This is a genomic window from Verrucosispora sioxanthis (assembly GCF_010560025.1).
Lineage (GTDB): Bacteria > Actinomycetota > Actinomycetes > Mycobacteriales > Micromonosporaceae > Micromonospora > Micromonospora palythoicola.
Map to the genome: position 1 here is coordinate 648417 of NZ_SAIY01000001.1, position 14979 is coordinate 663395.

Below are 14979 nucleotides of genomic sequence, written 5' to 3' on the forward strand. Positions count from 1 at the left end.
ACGGCACGGCGACGGGCTGCGGATGGGACTGGACCTGGAGCCGTACGGCGACGACTGGTGGGTCTCCGCGGACGTGCCGGCCAGCGCCCGCCCGGGCCGCCCGCTGCACGCCGAACACGTGCTCGGCATCGGCGGCGCGACCCAGACGATGATCGGGGCAGCCGTCCGACGGCCGGTGGACAGCGCGCTGGACCTGGGTACCGGCTCGGGCGTGCAGGCACTGCACCTGGGCACCCACGCCCGGCGGGTCACCGCCACCGACGTGTCCCGGCGGGCGCTGCGCTTCGCCGCCACCACCGCCGCCCTCAACGGTCAGGAATGGGAGTTGCTGCACGGTGACCTGGTGGCCCCGGTCGCCGGCCGGCGGTTCGACCTCGTGGTGAGCAACCCGCCGTTCGTGGTCGGGCCGGGCACCACCACCCACGTCTACCGCGACTCCGGCCGGGTCGGCGACGCCATCGGCGCGGAGCTGGCCGCCGCCGCCCCCGGCCTGCTCACCGAGGGCGGCACCATGCAGTACCTCGCCAACTGGGTGCACGTGACCGGCGAGGACTGGGGCGAGCGGGTCGCCGGCTGGTTCGCCGGTACCGGCCTGGACGCCTGGGTCATCCAGCGCGAGGTCGCCGACCCGATGGCGTACGTGAACCTGTGGCTGACCGATGTCGGGGAGGCCACCGACCCGCAGCGGATGGCCGACTGGCTCGACTGGTTCGACGCGCACAAGGTGGAGGCGATCGGCTTCGGCATCGTCTCGCTGCGTCGCGGCGACCGCGACGACCCGGTGCTGCGGGTGGAGGACCTGCGCCAGCGGGTACAGCCACCGATGGGCGACCGGATCGCCGACTGGTTCGACCGGCAGGACTGGCTGCACGGACGCGAGACCGACGGGCTGCTGACCGCGCGGTATCGCGCCGCCGACGGGCTCCAACTGCGCCAGGAGGCGACGATGGGCACCGACGGTTGGGGGGTGGACCGGCAGGTCCTCGCCCTGCCCGACGGACTGCGCTGGACCGAGGAGATCGACCCACTGGTGCTGGCCCTGGTGGGCGGGGCCGACGGGCGGTTGCCGCTGCGTGACCAGCTCGCGCTACTTGCCGTCGCCCACGACGTGGCCGTCGACGAACTGGCCGAGGCGGCCGGGCCGATCGTGGCGCACCTGGTGGAGCGCGGCTTCATCGCGCCGGTGCAGCCGTGAGCCGCCCGATGCCTGCACGCTCGGCAAGCGGTCGCGCGCCGGTGGCCGCCTGATGCGGGCCGTAGTGCAGACCGTCGGCCGGGCCAGCGTGACCGTCGACGGCGAGGTGGTCGGCGCGGTCGACGACGGGTTGCTGGTGCTGCTCGGAGTCACCCACAGCGACACGGCCGAGATCGCTCGGACGATGGCCCGCAAGGTGCACGAGCTGCGCATCCTGGACGACGAGCGGTCGGCGGCGGACATCGGCGCGCCGATCCTCGTGGTCAGCCAGTTCACCCTCTACGGCGACGCCCGCAAGGGCCGCCGCCCGAGCTGGACCGCGGCGGCCCCGGCCGAGGTGGCGGAACCGCTCGTCGAGGAGACGATCCGGGCGCTGCGCGAGCGTGGTGCGACGGTCGAGACCGGCCGCTTCCGCGCGCACATGCTGGTGGAGAGCGTCAACGTCGGCCCCCGCACCATCCTCCTCGACCTGTAGCGCAACTTTTTGTTGCGCGTTCCACCGACACCCCCTAGAGTCATACGCAACCACAGGTTGCAGGTATGGAGGAGCGGATGGAGTACGGCAGCATCGAACGCGAGATCCACATCGACGCCACGCCCGAAGTGGTCTACGAGGTCGTCACCGCGCCCGAACACCTGCGGCAATGGTGGCCGGACGACGCGGACCTCGAACCGGTCCCCGGCGCGACCGGGACGATCACCTTCGGCGACACGCCGAACACCCAGGTCGTGCCACTGACCGTGGTGGCGGCCGACCCGCCCCGGCGCTTCTCGTTCCGGTGGGTGTACGACGATCTCGCCGTCGCGACGCCGACCAACTCGCTCCTGGTGACCTTCGACCTGGTCCCGTCGGGCGCCGGGACGCTGCTGCGACTCACCGAGACCGGGTTCCGGGAGCGGGGCTGGCAGGCGGCCGTGCTCGAGGAGCACTACCGCGACCACGTCACCGGCTGGGACCACTTCCTGCCCCGCCTCGTCGATTACGTGGCGCGCCTGGTGTCGGCTCGATGAGCGTCGGCGTCGACGACGACCTCTGGTCCGCCGTCGGGGATCCGACCCGGCGGCGGATGCTCGACCTGCTGCTGACCGACGGCGGCGGCACGGCGACCACGCTGAGTGAGCAGTTGCCGGTCACCCGGCAGGCGGTCGCCAAACACCTCGGCGTACTCGGCCGGGTCGGGCTGGTCCACGGCACGCCGTCCGGCCGCGAACGCCGCTACGAGGTCGACGAGACACAACTCGCCCGTGCGGTCGCGCAACTGTCATCGGTCGGCGCTACCTGGGACGCGCGGTTGCGACGGATCAAGCGGATCGCCGAGGCGATCCAGCGCGGCCAGCAGAGCTGAATCCACCCACCCGATCGCCGCCACGTCCGTGGCGGCGCGATCCATCCTGCCCATGGATGGGCGTCATCACCCAGAAACGAGGTATCGAGATGCTGGACATCCTGCACCGGGTCGGCGTCACGTCGGCTGCCGAGGACGTCTACACGGCCCTGACCACCGTCGACGGGCTCGCGAACTGGTGGACCGAGGACACGGGCGGCGACGGCGACGTCGGCGGGGTGCTCCGGTTCCGCTTCATTCCCGGCGGCTTCGACATGAAGGTCCTGGAGACTCGGCCGGCCGAGCTGGTGCTCTGGGAGGTCGTCGACGGTCCCGAGGAGTGGATCGGCACCCGGGTCCGCTTCGAGCTGAAGCGGGAGGGCGACTTCACGATCGTGCTGTTCCGGCACGAGGGTTGGCGCGAGCCGGTGGAGTTCATGTACCACTGCAGCACCAAGTGGGCGATCTACCTGATGAGTCTCAAGCGGCTGGTCGAGACCGGTAAGGGCGAGCCCGCGCCGCACGACGTGCAGATCAGTAACTGGCACTGAGGTACGGCGCGGGTTCGCGGAGTTCAGCCGAAGAGGCCGCGGCGTTGCAGCGACTGACGCAGCCAGCCGTCGAGCTGGGCGGCAAGGTCGGTGTTGGCCGCCGAGGCGTGCTCGACGGCGAAGCGACCGAAGACGTCGCGGCCCTCGGTGAACAGTCCGCCCCGCTTGTCCAGCTCCAACACCACCTGCACCTGCCGAGGATCGGTGACGAAGGTGACCTCCAGCTGCTTCATCGCGCCCGCGTACTGCGGCGGTGGGTAGAACTCGATCTCCTGGTAGAACGGCAACGTCTGGTGTACGCCGTAGATGTGCCCGCGTTCCACGTCGGCACGGGAGAACCGGAAACCGAGCCGTAGCAGCGCCTCCAGCAGTCGCTCCTGGGCCGGCAGCGGGTGCACCGCCACCGCGTCCAGGTCACCCTTGTCGACCGCGCGGGCCACCTCCAGTTCGGTACGCAGACCCATCGTCATGCCGTGCAGGTGCTGCCCGTACAGCTCGGTGAGCGGGGTCTCCCACGGCACCTCGAACCGGAACGGGACGTCGTATCGCTGCCCCGCCTCCAGCCGGAACGGGCCGGTGACCTGCTGGCGCTGGAACTCCTGGTTGGTGGTGTACTCGTTGTCCCCGCTCTCCACCTCCACCCGGGTGAGCAGCCCCAGGGCCACATAGGACACGTCGACCCCGTGGTCGCCGCCGGTGACCGCGATGCTGCCCTCCAGGTGGCCGCCCGGCCGGCAGTTCGGATTCGACAGCACCGTCTCCACCGACGGACCACCGACTCCCATCGCCTGCATGAGCCGTTTGAACACCACGATTGCCTCCGTCGCTCGATCGCCCGCATCCGGGCCGGTACGCCGGCCCGACGGCCGACCGCTGGCACGGTAACCGGCGCCGACAAGCCCGGTCGGCCGAACCGCCGAACCGCCGTGTCGCCGAGTGCCGACTCAGAGACTGTCGGTTCCCCGATCGCCTCACTCCCGTTTTACGCCCCGACCGCCAAGCTGTTTGTCACCGGCGCGACTGGCCGGCGGACACGGCACGGACGTGGACACGGGGAGAGACTGAGATGGCCCAGCAGATGACGGAGCACCGGACGCACGCCGGCACCGAGGCGGAGCACGACGTCGACACCCTGACCGACCTGGACGCCACCGACGAGCGCGGCGTCTCCACCGACCTGGTCCGGGCATACCTCAACGGAATCGGTCGGACCAAGCTGCTCACCGCCGTACAGGAGGTGGACCTGGCGAAGCGGATCGAGGCCGGCCTGTTCGCCGAGGAGAAGCTGAGCACCTGCACCCCGGTCTCCGAGGAGCTGCGTGCCGACCTGGAACTCGTCGCGCGGCAGGGCCGGGCGGCCAAGAACCACCTGCTTGAGGCGAACCTGCGGCTGGTGGTCAGCATCGCCAAGCGGTACACCGGTCGGGGCATGGCCTTCCTCGACCTCATCCAGGAAGGCAACCTCGGCCTGATCCGCGCGGTGGAGAAGTTCGACTACACCAAGGGCTACAAGTTCTCCACCTACGCCACCTGGTGGATCCGACAGGCCATCACCCGCGCCATGGCCGACCAGGCCCGCACCATCCGCATCCCGGTCCACATGGTCGAGCAGGTGAACCGGATGGTTCGCGCCCGTCGGGAGCTGGCGGTGTCGCTGGGTCGGGAGCCCACGGTCGCCGAGGTGGCCCGCGCGCTCGACGTGCCGGAGTTCCAGGTGATCGAGCTGATCTCCTATGACCGGGAGCCGGTGAGTCTGGACCAGGCTGTCGGCGAGGACGGTGAGAGCGCCCTCGGTGACTTCGTCGCCGCCGTCGACCCCGCAGCCGGACCGGGGGACGCCGCCACCCAGGGCGAACTGCGCAACGAGGTGAGCATCGTGCTGGCCACGCTCTCGCAGCGCGAGCAGGCCGTGATCCGGTTGCGGTTCGGCCTCGACGACGGCCGGCAGCGCACCCTGGACGAGGTCGGCCGCGAGTTCGGCCTCTCCCGGGAACGGATCCGGCAGATCGAGAAGGTGACGCTGCTCAAGCTGCGGGCACCGGAGCGGGCGCAGCGGCTCGAGGCGTACGCCTGCTGAGCTGAGCGTTCGGCCATCGGCCCCCGGCGGTTCGCCGGGGGCCGATGTGCTGTTCCCACTTGACGGCAGGGACACGGTCAGATACAAACCTCTTGGTTATCAAACCGAAAGGTTATATGACGTGCTCACCGATCTGGACGCCACCTTCGCCGCCCTCGCCGACCCGACCCGGCGGGCCATCCTCGCCCGGTTGGCGACCGGCGAGGCCACCGTCACCGAACTCGCCGCCCCCTTCGCGATGAGTCAACCGGCCGTCTCCAAACACCTGCGGGTGCTGGAACGTGCCGGACTGGTCAGCCGAGGACGCGACGCCCAACGGCGCCCGTGCCGCCTCGAAGCCGCGCCGCTGCGGGAGGCCACCGCCTGGCTCGCCGCGTACCGCGACCACTGGGCCGAGCGCTATCAACGTCTCGACGCCCTGCTCGACGAGCTGCGCGCGGCCGGGGAAGGACAGCACGGCGGTACGGCCCGGTGATAGACGACCATCTGGTGGTCGACACGCCGGGAGATCGGGAAATCGTGCTGAGCCGGGTCTTCGACGCACCGGCACAGCTCGTGTTCGCCGCCTTCACCCGCCCCGAGCTGCTCGTCCGCTGGTACGGCGCACGCGGCTGGCAGTTGGTCGGGTGTGAGGTGGACCTGCGGGTGGGCGGGCGGTGGCGCTTCGAGTCGCAGGGCCCCGACGGGGAGCGGATGGTTCAGCGCGGCGTCTACCGGACGATCAACCCGCCGCACGGCCTCGTCTGCACCGAACGCTTCGACGACCAGTCGTACCCCGGCGAGACCCTGGTCAGCCACACTTTCACCGAACTGGCCGGGCGAACCACCGTCACCACCGCCCTGCGCTACGCCACCCCCGAGGGACGAGACATCGCCCTGCGGTACCCGATGGTCCGCGGGGTCTCCGAGAGCTTCAGCCAACTCGCCGAACTGCTGGCGACGGGAACAGGAGGACCGCAATGAACTGGACGCTGGAAGTGGTCGTCGTACCGGTCTCCGACGTGGACCGGGCCAAGGATTTCTACGCCGAACGGCTCGGTTTCGCCGTCGACCACGACACGGTGATCAGCGACGACGTCCGCATCGTGCAGCTGACCCCGCCCGGGTCCGGCTGCTCGATCGTCATCGGCAAGGGTGCCGTGCCGATGATGCCGCCGGGGTCGCTGAAGGGGCTTCAACTCGTCGTACCGGACCTTGGCAAGGCCCGCGCCGAGCTGCTCGAACGCGGCGTCGAGGTGAGCGAGATCCAGGTGCTCGGCGAGAACCCGCGCCCGGTGCCGGACCCGCTGGACAACGTCGGTTTCGTCTTCTTCGCCGACCCCGACGGTAACGCCTGGGCGGTGCAGCAGATCTCCAGCCGAGCCTGACCCACCACCCTTCACAGCCGGCGGGGGCCGGTGTCGGGGCGCGGCACGTCGGCCGAGCCGATCCGGACGTTCGCGTGCAGCACCGACAGACCGTCGGGCCGGGCGAGCACCGGGTTCAACGTCAGCGCCCGGACCCGGGGCTGGTCGTCGGCAAGACGACCGACCCGCAGCAGCAGATCGGCCAGGGCGGCGCGATCGACCGGCGCGGCGCCGATGACCACGGAGCAACGGGGCCGCCCGAGGCGCGTCGACCAGCTCGGCGGCATCCCGGTCGGTCAACGGCACGGCCCGCCACGCGCGGTCGCCGAGCAGTTCCGTGGCGACCCCGCCGAGCCCGAACCCGACCACCGGCCCGAACGCCGGGTCCTCGACCAGCTCCACCACACAGGCCACCCCGGGCGGCACCATCGGCTGCACCAGAACCTCCGCACCGAAGGCCGCCGCCAGCTCCGAACCGGCGCGGCGCACGGCGGCGGCGTCCGACAGGTCGAGGCGGACCGCACCGAGGTCGAGTCGGTGCCGCAGCCCCGGCGCCGCGGGCCTAGCGCCACCGGGAACCCGAGCCGGGTGGCCGCCTCGACAGCCTCGTCGACCGAGGCGGCCGGCACCGACTCGACCACCTCGATGCCGTACGCGGCCAGCAGCGCCGCCACGTCGGTGTCGTCCGCCCGCAGCGCCGCCTGCGCCGCCCCCGGTCGACCCGGACAGCTCCGGCAGGGTGCCGGTCGGCCGGCGCAGCCACTGCGCGTACGCGGTGACCCGCCCAGCGCCCGAACCGCCTCCTCCACACTCGGGTACGAGGGCATCCCGGCCGGGCACGGCCGACGAGGAAGGTCGCCACCGCCGGCTTGCCGCCGGACAGCGCCGCGGGCAGGGCCGCGGTGAGGTCGGCCTCGGTACCGGTGAACTGGCCGGGCAGCGGCGGCGCGAAGAGCGCCACCAGGGCGTCGACCGAATCGTCGGCGGCGGCACCGGCCAGCGCCTCGGCGAACTCGGCCGCGCTCGCCCTCGGCCCCACGTCACGCGGGTAACCGTCGGCGACGGTGAGACCCTGGGCCGCGCAGGCGGTGGCCGCGAGCCCGGTCAGCGCCGACGAGTTGCCGACCACGCCGACCCGGTCGCCGGCCGGCAGCGGCTGGTTGGCCAGCAGCACCCCGACGTCGAGCAGCTCGCCGACGGTGTCCACCCGGATCACCCCGGACTGGGCGAACAGCGCGCTGACGGCCGTGGCGTCCGGGCCGGTGGCGTCACCCACCCCCGGCGGGCGGGCCGGTGAGGCCAACGCCACCACCGGTTTGTCCCGGCCGATGCGCCGGGCCAGCCGGGCGAACTTGCGCGGGTTACCGAAGGTCTCCAGGTACAACATGATCACGTCGGTGCCGGCGTCGTCCTGCCAGTACTGCAACAGGTCGTTGCCGGAGACGTCGGCCCGGTTGCCGGCCGAGACGAAGCTGGACAGGCCGAGCCCGCGCCGGTCCGCCTCGGCCAGCAGCGCCACGCCGAACGCGCCGGACTGGCTGAAGATGCCGGCCCGGCCCGGCACCGGCAGGCACGGGGCGAGGGTGGCGTTGAGGCGTACCGCCGGGTCGGTGTTGGCCACCCCAGGCAGTTCGGGCCGATCACCCGCATGCCCGCCGCGTGGGCCGCGCGGACCAGCGCACGCTGCGCGGCGGCGCCCTCGACACCGGCCTCGGCGAAGCCTGCGGAGATCACCACCAGTCCGTGCGCCCCGGCCGCCGCGGCGTCGGCGACCACCGCGGCGGCGGCCTCGGGGGCACCGCCACCACCGCCAGGTCGACCGGCAGCCCGGCATCGGCCGCCGACGGGTACGCGGGCAGCCCGCCACCCGCGCCGCGCTCGGGTGCACCGGCACCACCGACCCGGTGAACCCGCCGTCGCGCAGGTGTCCGAGCACCGCCGCACCGACTCCCTGACCGGTGGCGCTGGCCCCGTAGACGGCGACGCCACGCGGGGCGAGCAGCCGTGCGATGGACCGTGCCTCGGTGCGGTGCTCCCGCCCGCGCTGCACCTCCAAGGTCGCCTCGGTGGGCGCGATCGGGAAGCTCAGATGCACCACCCCGTCGGCGAACTCGCGCTGGATCTGGTACCCGAAGTCGGCGAACACCCGCAGCATCTGCCCGTTGGCCGGCAGCACCTCGGCCACGAAGTTGACGATCCCGGCCCGGCGGGCGGCGTCGGCGAGATGCTCCATCAACACCGAACCGATGCCCCGCCCCTGGTAGGCGTCCTCCACCACGAAGGCCACCTCGGCGTCGGGCGCGGCCGGGCCGAGCCGTTCGTAGCGGCCCACGGCGACGATCCGGTCGCCGGCCAGCACCACGAACGCCTCCCGGTCGCGGTGGTCGACGTTGACGAAGCGGTGCAGGTCCCGCTCCGGGATCCGGGGGTACGGCGAGAAGTAGCGCAGGTACCGGGTGCGTTCGGAGAAGCGGGAGTGCATCGCCACGATCTCGGGCGCGTCGGACGGGTCGATCGGCCGCAACTGGACCGTGCTGCCGTCGCTGAGCAGCACGTCCACGGCGTGTTCGGCAGTGGTCACCTCGGACGGCCCTCCCCGGCCGGCTCAGTCAGTCACGCGGATCGTGCGGGTCGAGGCCGAGCAGCGGGAAGACCGCTTTGCGGGTCGCCGCGATCGCCCGGTCGACCGCGCTCGGTTCCCCGGTGGGCTGCCACGGCTCGTACCCCGGGTCGACGTCGTCGGTCATCCGCAGCGGCACGTCGAAGCCCGGCCGGCGGGTGGCGGCCAGTTCCCGCCAGGCCGGCGGAGTCAACGTCGCCGGATCCAACGGCGCGCCGGTGGCCACCGCCAGCAGATGCGTCCAGGCCCGAGGCACCACCTCGACCAGGGCGTACCCACCGCCGCCGGTGGCCACCCAACGCCCGTCGCACAGCTCGTCGGCGAGCGCCCGCAACGCCAGGTAGGTGGCGCGCTGCCCGTCGACGGACAGGTGCAGGTCGGCGAGGGGGTCGACCCGGTGGGCGTCCGCCCCGCACTGGGTGAACAGGAGTTGTGGACGGAACGCCCGCAGCACCGACGGCACGACCGCGTGGAAGGCACGCTGCCAACCGGCGTCCTCGATGCCGGGCGGCAACGGGATGTTGACCGCGGTGCCCGCGGCGTTCGGGCCACCGGTCTCGTCCGGGAAGCCGGTGCCCGGGAACAGCGCGAGCGGCGTCTCGTGCAGGCTGACCGTCAGCACCCGGGGGTCGTCCCAGAAGATCTGCTGCACCCCGTCGCCGTGGTGCACGTCCACGTCGACGTACGCGATGCGCTCGGCACCCAGGTCGAGCAGGCGGGCGATGGCCACCGCCGGGTCGTTGTAGACACAGAATCCGGCCGCTCGGGCCGGCATCGCGTGATGCAGGCCGCCAGCGACGTTGACCGCCCGGCGGGCCGTGCCCCGCCACACCGCCTCGGCCGCGATCACGCTCGCCCCCGCGACCAGCGCGCTGGACTCGTGCATTCCGTCGAAGACGGGATTGTCCGACGTGCCCAGACCGAACCCGGCGAAGAGCGGATCGCGCGGCGCGATCCGGACCGCGTCCAGGTAACGCGGATCGTGCACCCGGGTGAGCAGAGCGTCGTCGGCCGGTGTCGGCGGCACCAGGCGCACCCCGGCCCGTTCCAGCACGCCCAGTTCCCGAGCCAGGGCGATGGTCAGTTCCACCCGCACCGGATCGAGCGGATGGTCACCGAGGTCGTAGGCGAGCAACGACTCGTCCCACACCACCACCGTGTCGTCGGACATCTGCCCATGGTCGCACGACGGCCGGTCGGCGGCCCGGCGGCCGGGCCCGGCGACCCGGGCCTGCCGCCGCCGGGCCCGCGACACGGCCACCGGGTGTCGGGACGGTCAGGTGTCGGTGGCGACCGGTCGGTCCGGGTCGGCGACCCAGTTGCTCCACGAACCCACGTAGAGCGCGGCGTCCGTGCGGCCGACCAGATGCAACGCGAGCACGGCCTGGGCTCCGGTCACCCCGATCCGCAGTACGCCCCGACGGGAGCCTCGGCGGCCACGCCGACAGCGGCGAAACGGTGCCGCAGGGTCTCGGCGGCCGGGAAGCGACCCTCGGTGACGTACTCGGGCGCCGGCAGGTTCACCGCGCCGGGGATGTGACCGGCGACCGGGTCGATCGGCTCGTGCTCGCCCCGGTAACGGGGCGCGGCCCGCACGTCGATCAGTACGCCGTCGCCGGCCGCCAGGCGGGCGGCTGCCGTGGCGTCCAGCACCGGCAGGGCCCCGGGCGGACGGTCACGTCGCCCGGTACCGGAGCGGGTCGGTCGGTGCTTACCGGCAGGCCGGCCGCCGTCCAGGCCGGGTAGCCGCCGTGCAGCAGCCGGACCGCCCGGTGCCCCGCCCAGCGCAGCGTCCACCAGGCCCGCGCTGCGGACATCCCGTCACCGCCGTCGTACACCACCACCGGGTGCCCGGCCCGCACGCCGGCCGCCCGCAACGCCGCCTCCAGCGCGACCGGTTCGGGCAGCGGGTGCCGCCCGGCCGGGCCGGGAGCGCCGCACAGCGCGGTGTCCAGGTCGACGAAGACCGCGCCCGGTAGATGTCCGGCCAGGTAGTCGTCCCGTCCGGGCGGCCCGATCAGACGCCAGCGGACATCGAGCAGGGTGGGCGGGTCGACGCCGTCGAGCTCGGCGGCGAGCCGCTCGGCCTCGACCAGAAGTTCCTCGCTAGCGGGCATGGCCCCCAGTCAACACCACGAGTGACATGCCCGACGGCTCGGCAACCGACCTCCAGGGTGCGGCAGGGTACCATCGAGGCCTGGAGGGCCGCTGACACCATGAAGACCCACGACCTGGTCGATACGACCGAAATGTACTTGCGTACGATCCTCGAACTCGAGGAGGAGGGTGTGCCTCCGCTGCGCGCCCGGATCGCCGAACGCCTGCGCCAGAGCGGCCCCACGGTCAGTCAGACCGTTGCCCGGATGGAACGCGACGGCCTGCTCACCGTGGAAGGTGACCGGCACCTCAGCCTCACCGACCAGGGGCGCAACGCCGCCGTCTCGGTGATGCGCAAGCACCGGCTCGCCGAGCTGCTGCTGGTCAACGTGATCGGGATGCCCTACGAGGAGGCCCACGAGGAGGCCTGCCGCTGGGAGCACGTGATGAGCGACGCGGTCGAGAAGCGGGTCTACGACCTGCTCAACCGGCCGACCCGGTCGCCCTACGGCAACCCGATCCCGGGACTGGACGAGTTGGGCTCGCCCCAGTCCGAGCCTGAGCCGACGGACGTCGAGCGCAACCTCGCCTTCCCCGGTCTGACCGGCACGGTCATCGTGCGACGTATCTGTGAGAGCGTGCAGACCGACGCCGAGGTGCTGCGGCAACTACACGCGGCCGGTGTCGACCCGGGTGCCACGGTGACGGTGGCGCAGGAACGCGACGCCGTGTCGATCGACCGCTCCGGCGAGAGCGTCCGGCTGCCCCGCGAGATCGCCTCCCGCGTCTTCGTCGCCGCCGCCTGAGCACGGCGAGCTCACTCCACGTACGGGCAGTGTCGACAGCCCCGGCCGCAACAGGTGCCCCGGCGGGCCAGGAAACCGGCCGTGAGGACGAACAGCCCGGTCTCCGGGTCCAGGTAGCCGGCGTCGCCCGCGGCCAGGGCGGCGGCATGCTCGGTGAGGATGCGCTGCCGGCCCGGGTGATCGAGCGGCAACCGGGACGGGTGCGGCTCGGTCAGCGGCCGAGCCGCCAGGGGCCGTCGTTCTCCGCTCATCACCGGCAGTCTAGGTTCTCCCCGGTCGCGTCCATCCGCACTGGCACCGCCCAGTGACGGGACAGAGGATCAAGTCGATGAAGGAGTCCCCATGACCCAGTACGCGGTCCTGATCTACTCGCCGGCACCGGCCGACCCGATGGACCTCACCCCCGACTACATCGCCCTGCTGGACCGGTACCCCGCGCAGGTGGCCGAGCTTGGCGGGCAGATCGTGACGGGCTTCGCCCTGCAACCGAGCACCACCGCCACCGCGGTGCGCGGCGACCTCGTCACCGACGGCCCGTTCATCGAGGCCAAGGAGGTCGTCGCCGGGTTCTTCGTGCTGGAGGCGCCCGACCTGGACACCGCCGTGCGAATCGCCAAACTGAACCCGGCCACCATTCACGGCGGGGTGGAGGTCCGGCCGCTGTTCGAGCCGCCCGCCGAGTGAACGCCGCCGAGCGCGCCGTCGTACCGGCCACCGCCGCCGAGGTCGAACGGGCCGTCGCGGACGCACACCGCCGCGAGTGGACCTTCGTGCTCGCCGCCACGGCGCGCGTCGCCGGTGACTTCGACCTCGCCGAGGAGAGCGTCCAGGAGGCGTACGTGGCCGCGCTCGGCGCCTGGGCCCGCGACGGCGTACCGGAGCGGCCCGGTGCCTGGCTCACCGCCACGGCTCGGCGCAAGGCCCTCGACGTGCTGCGCCGACGGCAGGTGCTCCGCGCGAAACTGCCCCTGCTCGTGGAACCGGACCAGGTGGAACCGGACGTCCCGGACGAGGTGGCCGTGCCGGACGACCGGCTGCGCCTGGTCTTCACCTGCTGCCATCCGGCGCTCGCCCGGGAGGCGCAGGTGGCGCTCACCCTGCGCCTGGTCTGTGGGGTGAGCACCGCCGACATCGCCAGCGCCTTCCTGGTCCCCGAGCCGACCATGGCGGCGCGGATCACCCGCGCCAAGAAGAAGATCGCCGCCGCCCGGATCCCCTACCGGGTCCCCGAGGCCGTCGAACTGCCCGACCGGCTCGACGGGGTGCTCACCGTCGTACACCTGCTCTACACCACCGGGCACACCGCACCCAGCGGCGGCGACCTGGTCCGCGCCGACCTGGTCGACCGCGCGCTGCACCTGGCCCGGATGCTGGCCGCCCTGCTGCCCGACGAGCCGGAGGTACGCGGGCTGCTCGCGCTGCTGCTGCTCACCGACGCCCGCCGGGCCACCCGTACCGACGCCGAGGGCCGGCTGCTGCGCCTGGAGGACCAGGACCGCACCGGTTGGGACCGGGACGCCATCGCCGAGGGGCACCGTCTGGTACTCGACGCGTTCCGCACCGGACGCACCGGCCGGTACGCGATCCAGGCTGCCATCGCCTCGCTGCACGCCCACGCGCCCAGCTACCAGGCCACCGACTGGCCGCAGATCGTCCGGCTCTACGACGCGTTGCTGGCTCGCTGGCCCTCCCCGGTGGTCGCGTTGAACCGGACGGTCGCGGTGTCGATGGTGGACGGACCGGCCGTGGCGCTCGCCGCGGTGGACGCTCTCGCCCGGGACCCGCGGCTGGCCGGCTACCACTACCTGCCGGCGATCCGGGCCGACCTGCTACGCCGGCTCGGCCGCGACGCCGAGGCGGCGGGTGCCTACCGGGATGCCCTGGACCTGGTCGACAACGATGCCGAACGGGACTTCCTCACCACCCGTCTCGGGGAGGTCCTCGCCTCCTGACGACGTCTGCGCTGGGCTATCGGGCGGAGGGCGGGAAGGTCGCCCGGTAGTCGCGGGGACTGACGCCGACAAGCTGCCGGAAGCACGCCCGGAAGGCCGTCGGGGACGTGAAGCCGACCAGCTCACCGATCCGCTCGACCGGCTGGTCGCTGCGCTCCAGCAGGTGCTGCGCCCGACGGACCCGGTGTCGGCTCAGCCAACGCATCGGGGTGGTGCCGGTCTGGTCGCGGAAGTGCCGGCTCAACGATCTCGGGCTCATCGTCGCGTACGCGGCGATCTCGGCCAGGGTGAGCGGACGATGCAGGTTGTCGGTGAGCCAGGCCAGCAGCGGTTCGAGACTGTGCCCGGCCGGCGCGGGTGGCTCGTACGCGATGAACTGTGCCTGCCCACCGGCCCGCTCCAACGGCATCACGCAGCTACGGGCGGTTTCGGCGGCCACGGCGGCGCCGTGGTCGCGGCGTACCACGTGCAGGCAGAGGTCGAGCCCGGCGGCGGCACCGGCCGAGGTCAACACCGGCGCGTCCTCGACGAACAACACGTCCGGGTCGACGATGACGCTCGGATACCGGCGGGCCAGCTCGGCCGCGGCGGCCCAGTGGGTGGTGGCCCGCCGACCGTCGAGCCGGCCGGCGGCGGCCAACATGAAGGCGCCGGTGCAGATCGACAGCAGCCGGGCCGGGCTGTCGGCCAGCGCCACGCGGACCGCCTCCGGCAGCGGCGCGTCCAGGTCGGCGATTCCCGGTACGACCACCGTGTCCGCCTCGGCCATCGCGGACAGGTCGTACGGCACCCGCAGCCCGAACGCTCCGGCCCGGACCTCGTCGGTCGCCCCGCAGACCCGGACCTGGTACGCGGCAGCACCGTCGGCCCGTCGAGCCCGGCCGAACACCTCGACCGGCACGGACAGGTCGAACGGGACCACACCGTCGTACGCGACCACCACCACTCGGTGCATCCGCCCATTCTGGCGAGAACCCGTCGGTCGATGGCTCGCCGGCCCCTGCTCTCCA

Annotated in this window: 16 protein-coding genes and 2 pseudogenes; 12 read left to right on the top strand and 6 right to left on the bottom strand. The window is 72.6% G+C overall.

The window, feature by feature from the left end:
- Positions 1 to 22: 22 nt before the first annotated feature.
- The 5 genes from ENC19_RS02995 to ENC19_RS03015 all read left to right on the top strand — a co-directional run bounded on the left by ENC19_RS02995 (position 23) and on the right by ENC19_RS03015 (position 3071).
- Complete coding sequence (locus ENC19_RS02995; protein WP_456243347.1) at positions 23 to 1195, top strand: DUF7782 domain-containing protein; 1173 nt, start codon at positions 23 to 25, stop codon at positions 1193 to 1195.
- 52 nt (positions 1196 to 1247) lie between these two features.
- Positions 1248 to 1670 (top strand): D-aminoacyl-tRNA deacylase, encoded by a 423-nt coding sequence (dtd, locus tag ENC19_RS03000; RefSeq protein ID WP_164445588.1) that lies wholly within the window; start codon positions 1248 to 1250, stop codon positions 1668 to 1670.
- Between the two features lie 77 nt (positions 1671 to 1747).
- A complete protein-coding gene (locus ENC19_RS03005; protein ID WP_164445977.1) occupies positions 1748 to 2206 on the top strand; it encodes an SRPBCC family protein in 459 nt (152 codons plus the stop codon).
- Entirely contained in the window at positions 2203 to 2541 is a 339-nt protein-coding gene (locus ENC19_RS03010; protein WP_164445589.1) for an ArsR/SmtB family transcription factor, read from the top strand. The genes ENC19_RS03005 and ENC19_RS03010 overlap by 4 nt, the downstream gene beginning before the upstream one ends.
- Before the next feature lie 89 nt (positions 2542 to 2630).
- The gene (locus tag ENC19_RS03015; RefSeq protein WP_208020812.1) at positions 2631 to 3071 is read left to right on the top strand and encodes an SRPBCC family protein; all 441 of its coding nucleotides are present in this window, start codon (positions 2631 to 2633) and stop codon (positions 3069 to 3071) included.
- 23 nt (positions 3072 to 3094) lie between these two features.
- Here the strand turns inward: ENC19_RS03015 and ENC19_RS03020 are convergent, their stop codons facing one another.
- On the bottom strand, positions 3095 to 3883 hold the full coding sequence (locus tag ENC19_RS03020) for a sporulation protein (protein ID WP_164445590.1): 789 nt from the start codon (positions 3881 to 3883) through the stop codon (positions 3095 to 3097).
- A 254-nt stretch (positions 3884 to 4137) separates the two neighbouring features.
- Between ENC19_RS03020 and sigB the strand changes: the two genes are divergently transcribed.
- From sigB to ENC19_RS03040, 4 genes are all read left to right on the top strand, one after another.
- A complete protein-coding gene (sigB, locus tag ENC19_RS03025; protein WP_235944362.1) occupies positions 4138 to 5148 on the top strand; it encodes an RNA polymerase sigma factor SigB in 1011 nt (336 codons plus the stop codon).
- Between the two features lie 121 nt (positions 5149 to 5269).
- Positions 5270 to 5623, top strand: coding sequence for an ArsR/SmtB family transcription factor (locus ENC19_RS03030; protein ID WP_164445591.1), 354 nt, complete (start codon positions 5270 to 5272; stop codon positions 5621 to 5623).
- On the top strand, positions 5620 to 6111 hold the full coding sequence (locus ENC19_RS03035; RefSeq protein WP_164445592.1) for an SRPBCC family protein: 492 nt from the start codon (positions 5620 to 5622) through the stop codon (positions 6109 to 6111). The genes ENC19_RS03030 and ENC19_RS03035 overlap by 4 nt, the downstream gene beginning before the upstream one ends.
- Positions 6108 to 6515 carry a VOC family protein gene (locus ENC19_RS03040; protein WP_164445593.1) on the top strand — a complete coding sequence of 136 codons (408 nt, stop codon included), beginning with the start codon at positions 6108 to 6110 and terminating at the stop codon, positions 6513 to 6515. Before ENC19_RS03035 ends, ENC19_RS03040 begins: the two co-directional genes overlap by 4 nt.
- 11 nt (positions 6516 to 6526) lie before the next feature.
- On the opposite strand, the pseudogene ENC19_RS03045 reads toward ENC19_RS03040, so the two are convergent.
- The 3 genes and pseudogenes from ENC19_RS03045 to ENC19_RS03055 form a co-directional block, all read right to left on the bottom strand.
- A pseudogene (locus tag ENC19_RS03045) lies at positions 6527 to 9075 on the bottom strand (bifunctional acetate--CoA ligase family protein/GNAT family N-acetyltransferase).
- A 28-nt stretch (positions 9076 to 9103) separates the two neighbouring features.
- Complete coding sequence (locus ENC19_RS03050) at positions 9104 to 10285, bottom strand: acetoin utilization protein AcuC (protein WP_164445594.1); 1182 nt, start codon at positions 10283 to 10285, stop codon at positions 9104 to 9106.
- Between the two features lie 105 nt (positions 10286 to 10390).
- Positions 10391 to 11231, bottom strand: a pseudogene (locus ENC19_RS03055) (sulfurtransferase).
- Between the two features lie 99 nt (positions 11232 to 11330).
- Here ENC19_RS03055 and ENC19_RS03060 point away from each other — a divergent pair.
- Entirely contained in the window at positions 11331 to 12017 is a 687-nt protein-coding gene (locus tag ENC19_RS03060; RefSeq protein ID WP_164445595.1) for a metal-dependent transcriptional regulator, read from the top strand.
- Between the two features lie 11 nt (positions 12018 to 12028).
- Here ENC19_RS03060 and ENC19_RS03065 read toward each other — a convergent pair whose 3' ends face one another.
- Positions 12029 to 12268: a DUF5522 domain-containing protein gene (locus tag ENC19_RS03065; RefSeq protein WP_164445596.1), complete on the bottom strand. Its 240-nt coding sequence runs from the start codon at positions 12266 to 12268 to the stop codon at positions 12029 to 12031.
- Positions 12269 to 12359: 91 nt separating this feature from the next.
- Between ENC19_RS03065 and ENC19_RS03070 the strand changes: the two genes are divergently transcribed.
- Together ENC19_RS03070 and ENC19_RS03075 are read left to right on the top strand one after the other, a co-directional pair.
- Complete coding sequence (locus tag ENC19_RS03070) at positions 12360 to 12701, top strand: YciI family protein (protein WP_164445597.1); 342 nt, start codon at positions 12360 to 12362, stop codon at positions 12699 to 12701.
- An 86-nt stretch (positions 12702 to 12787) separates the two neighbouring features.
- Complete coding sequence (locus ENC19_RS03075) at positions 12788 to 13969, top strand: RNA polymerase sigma factor (RefSeq protein ID WP_164445980.1); 1182 nt, start codon at positions 12788 to 12790, stop codon at positions 13967 to 13969.
- A 16-nt stretch (positions 13970 to 13985) separates the two neighbouring features.
- On the opposite strand, the gene ENC19_RS03080 is transcribed toward ENC19_RS03075, so the two are convergent.
- Positions 13986 to 14924, bottom strand: coding sequence for a GlxA family transcriptional regulator (locus tag ENC19_RS03080; RefSeq protein ID WP_164445598.1), 939 nt, complete (start codon positions 14922 to 14924; stop codon positions 13986 to 13988).
- Positions 14925 to 14979 lie beyond the last annotated feature (55 nt).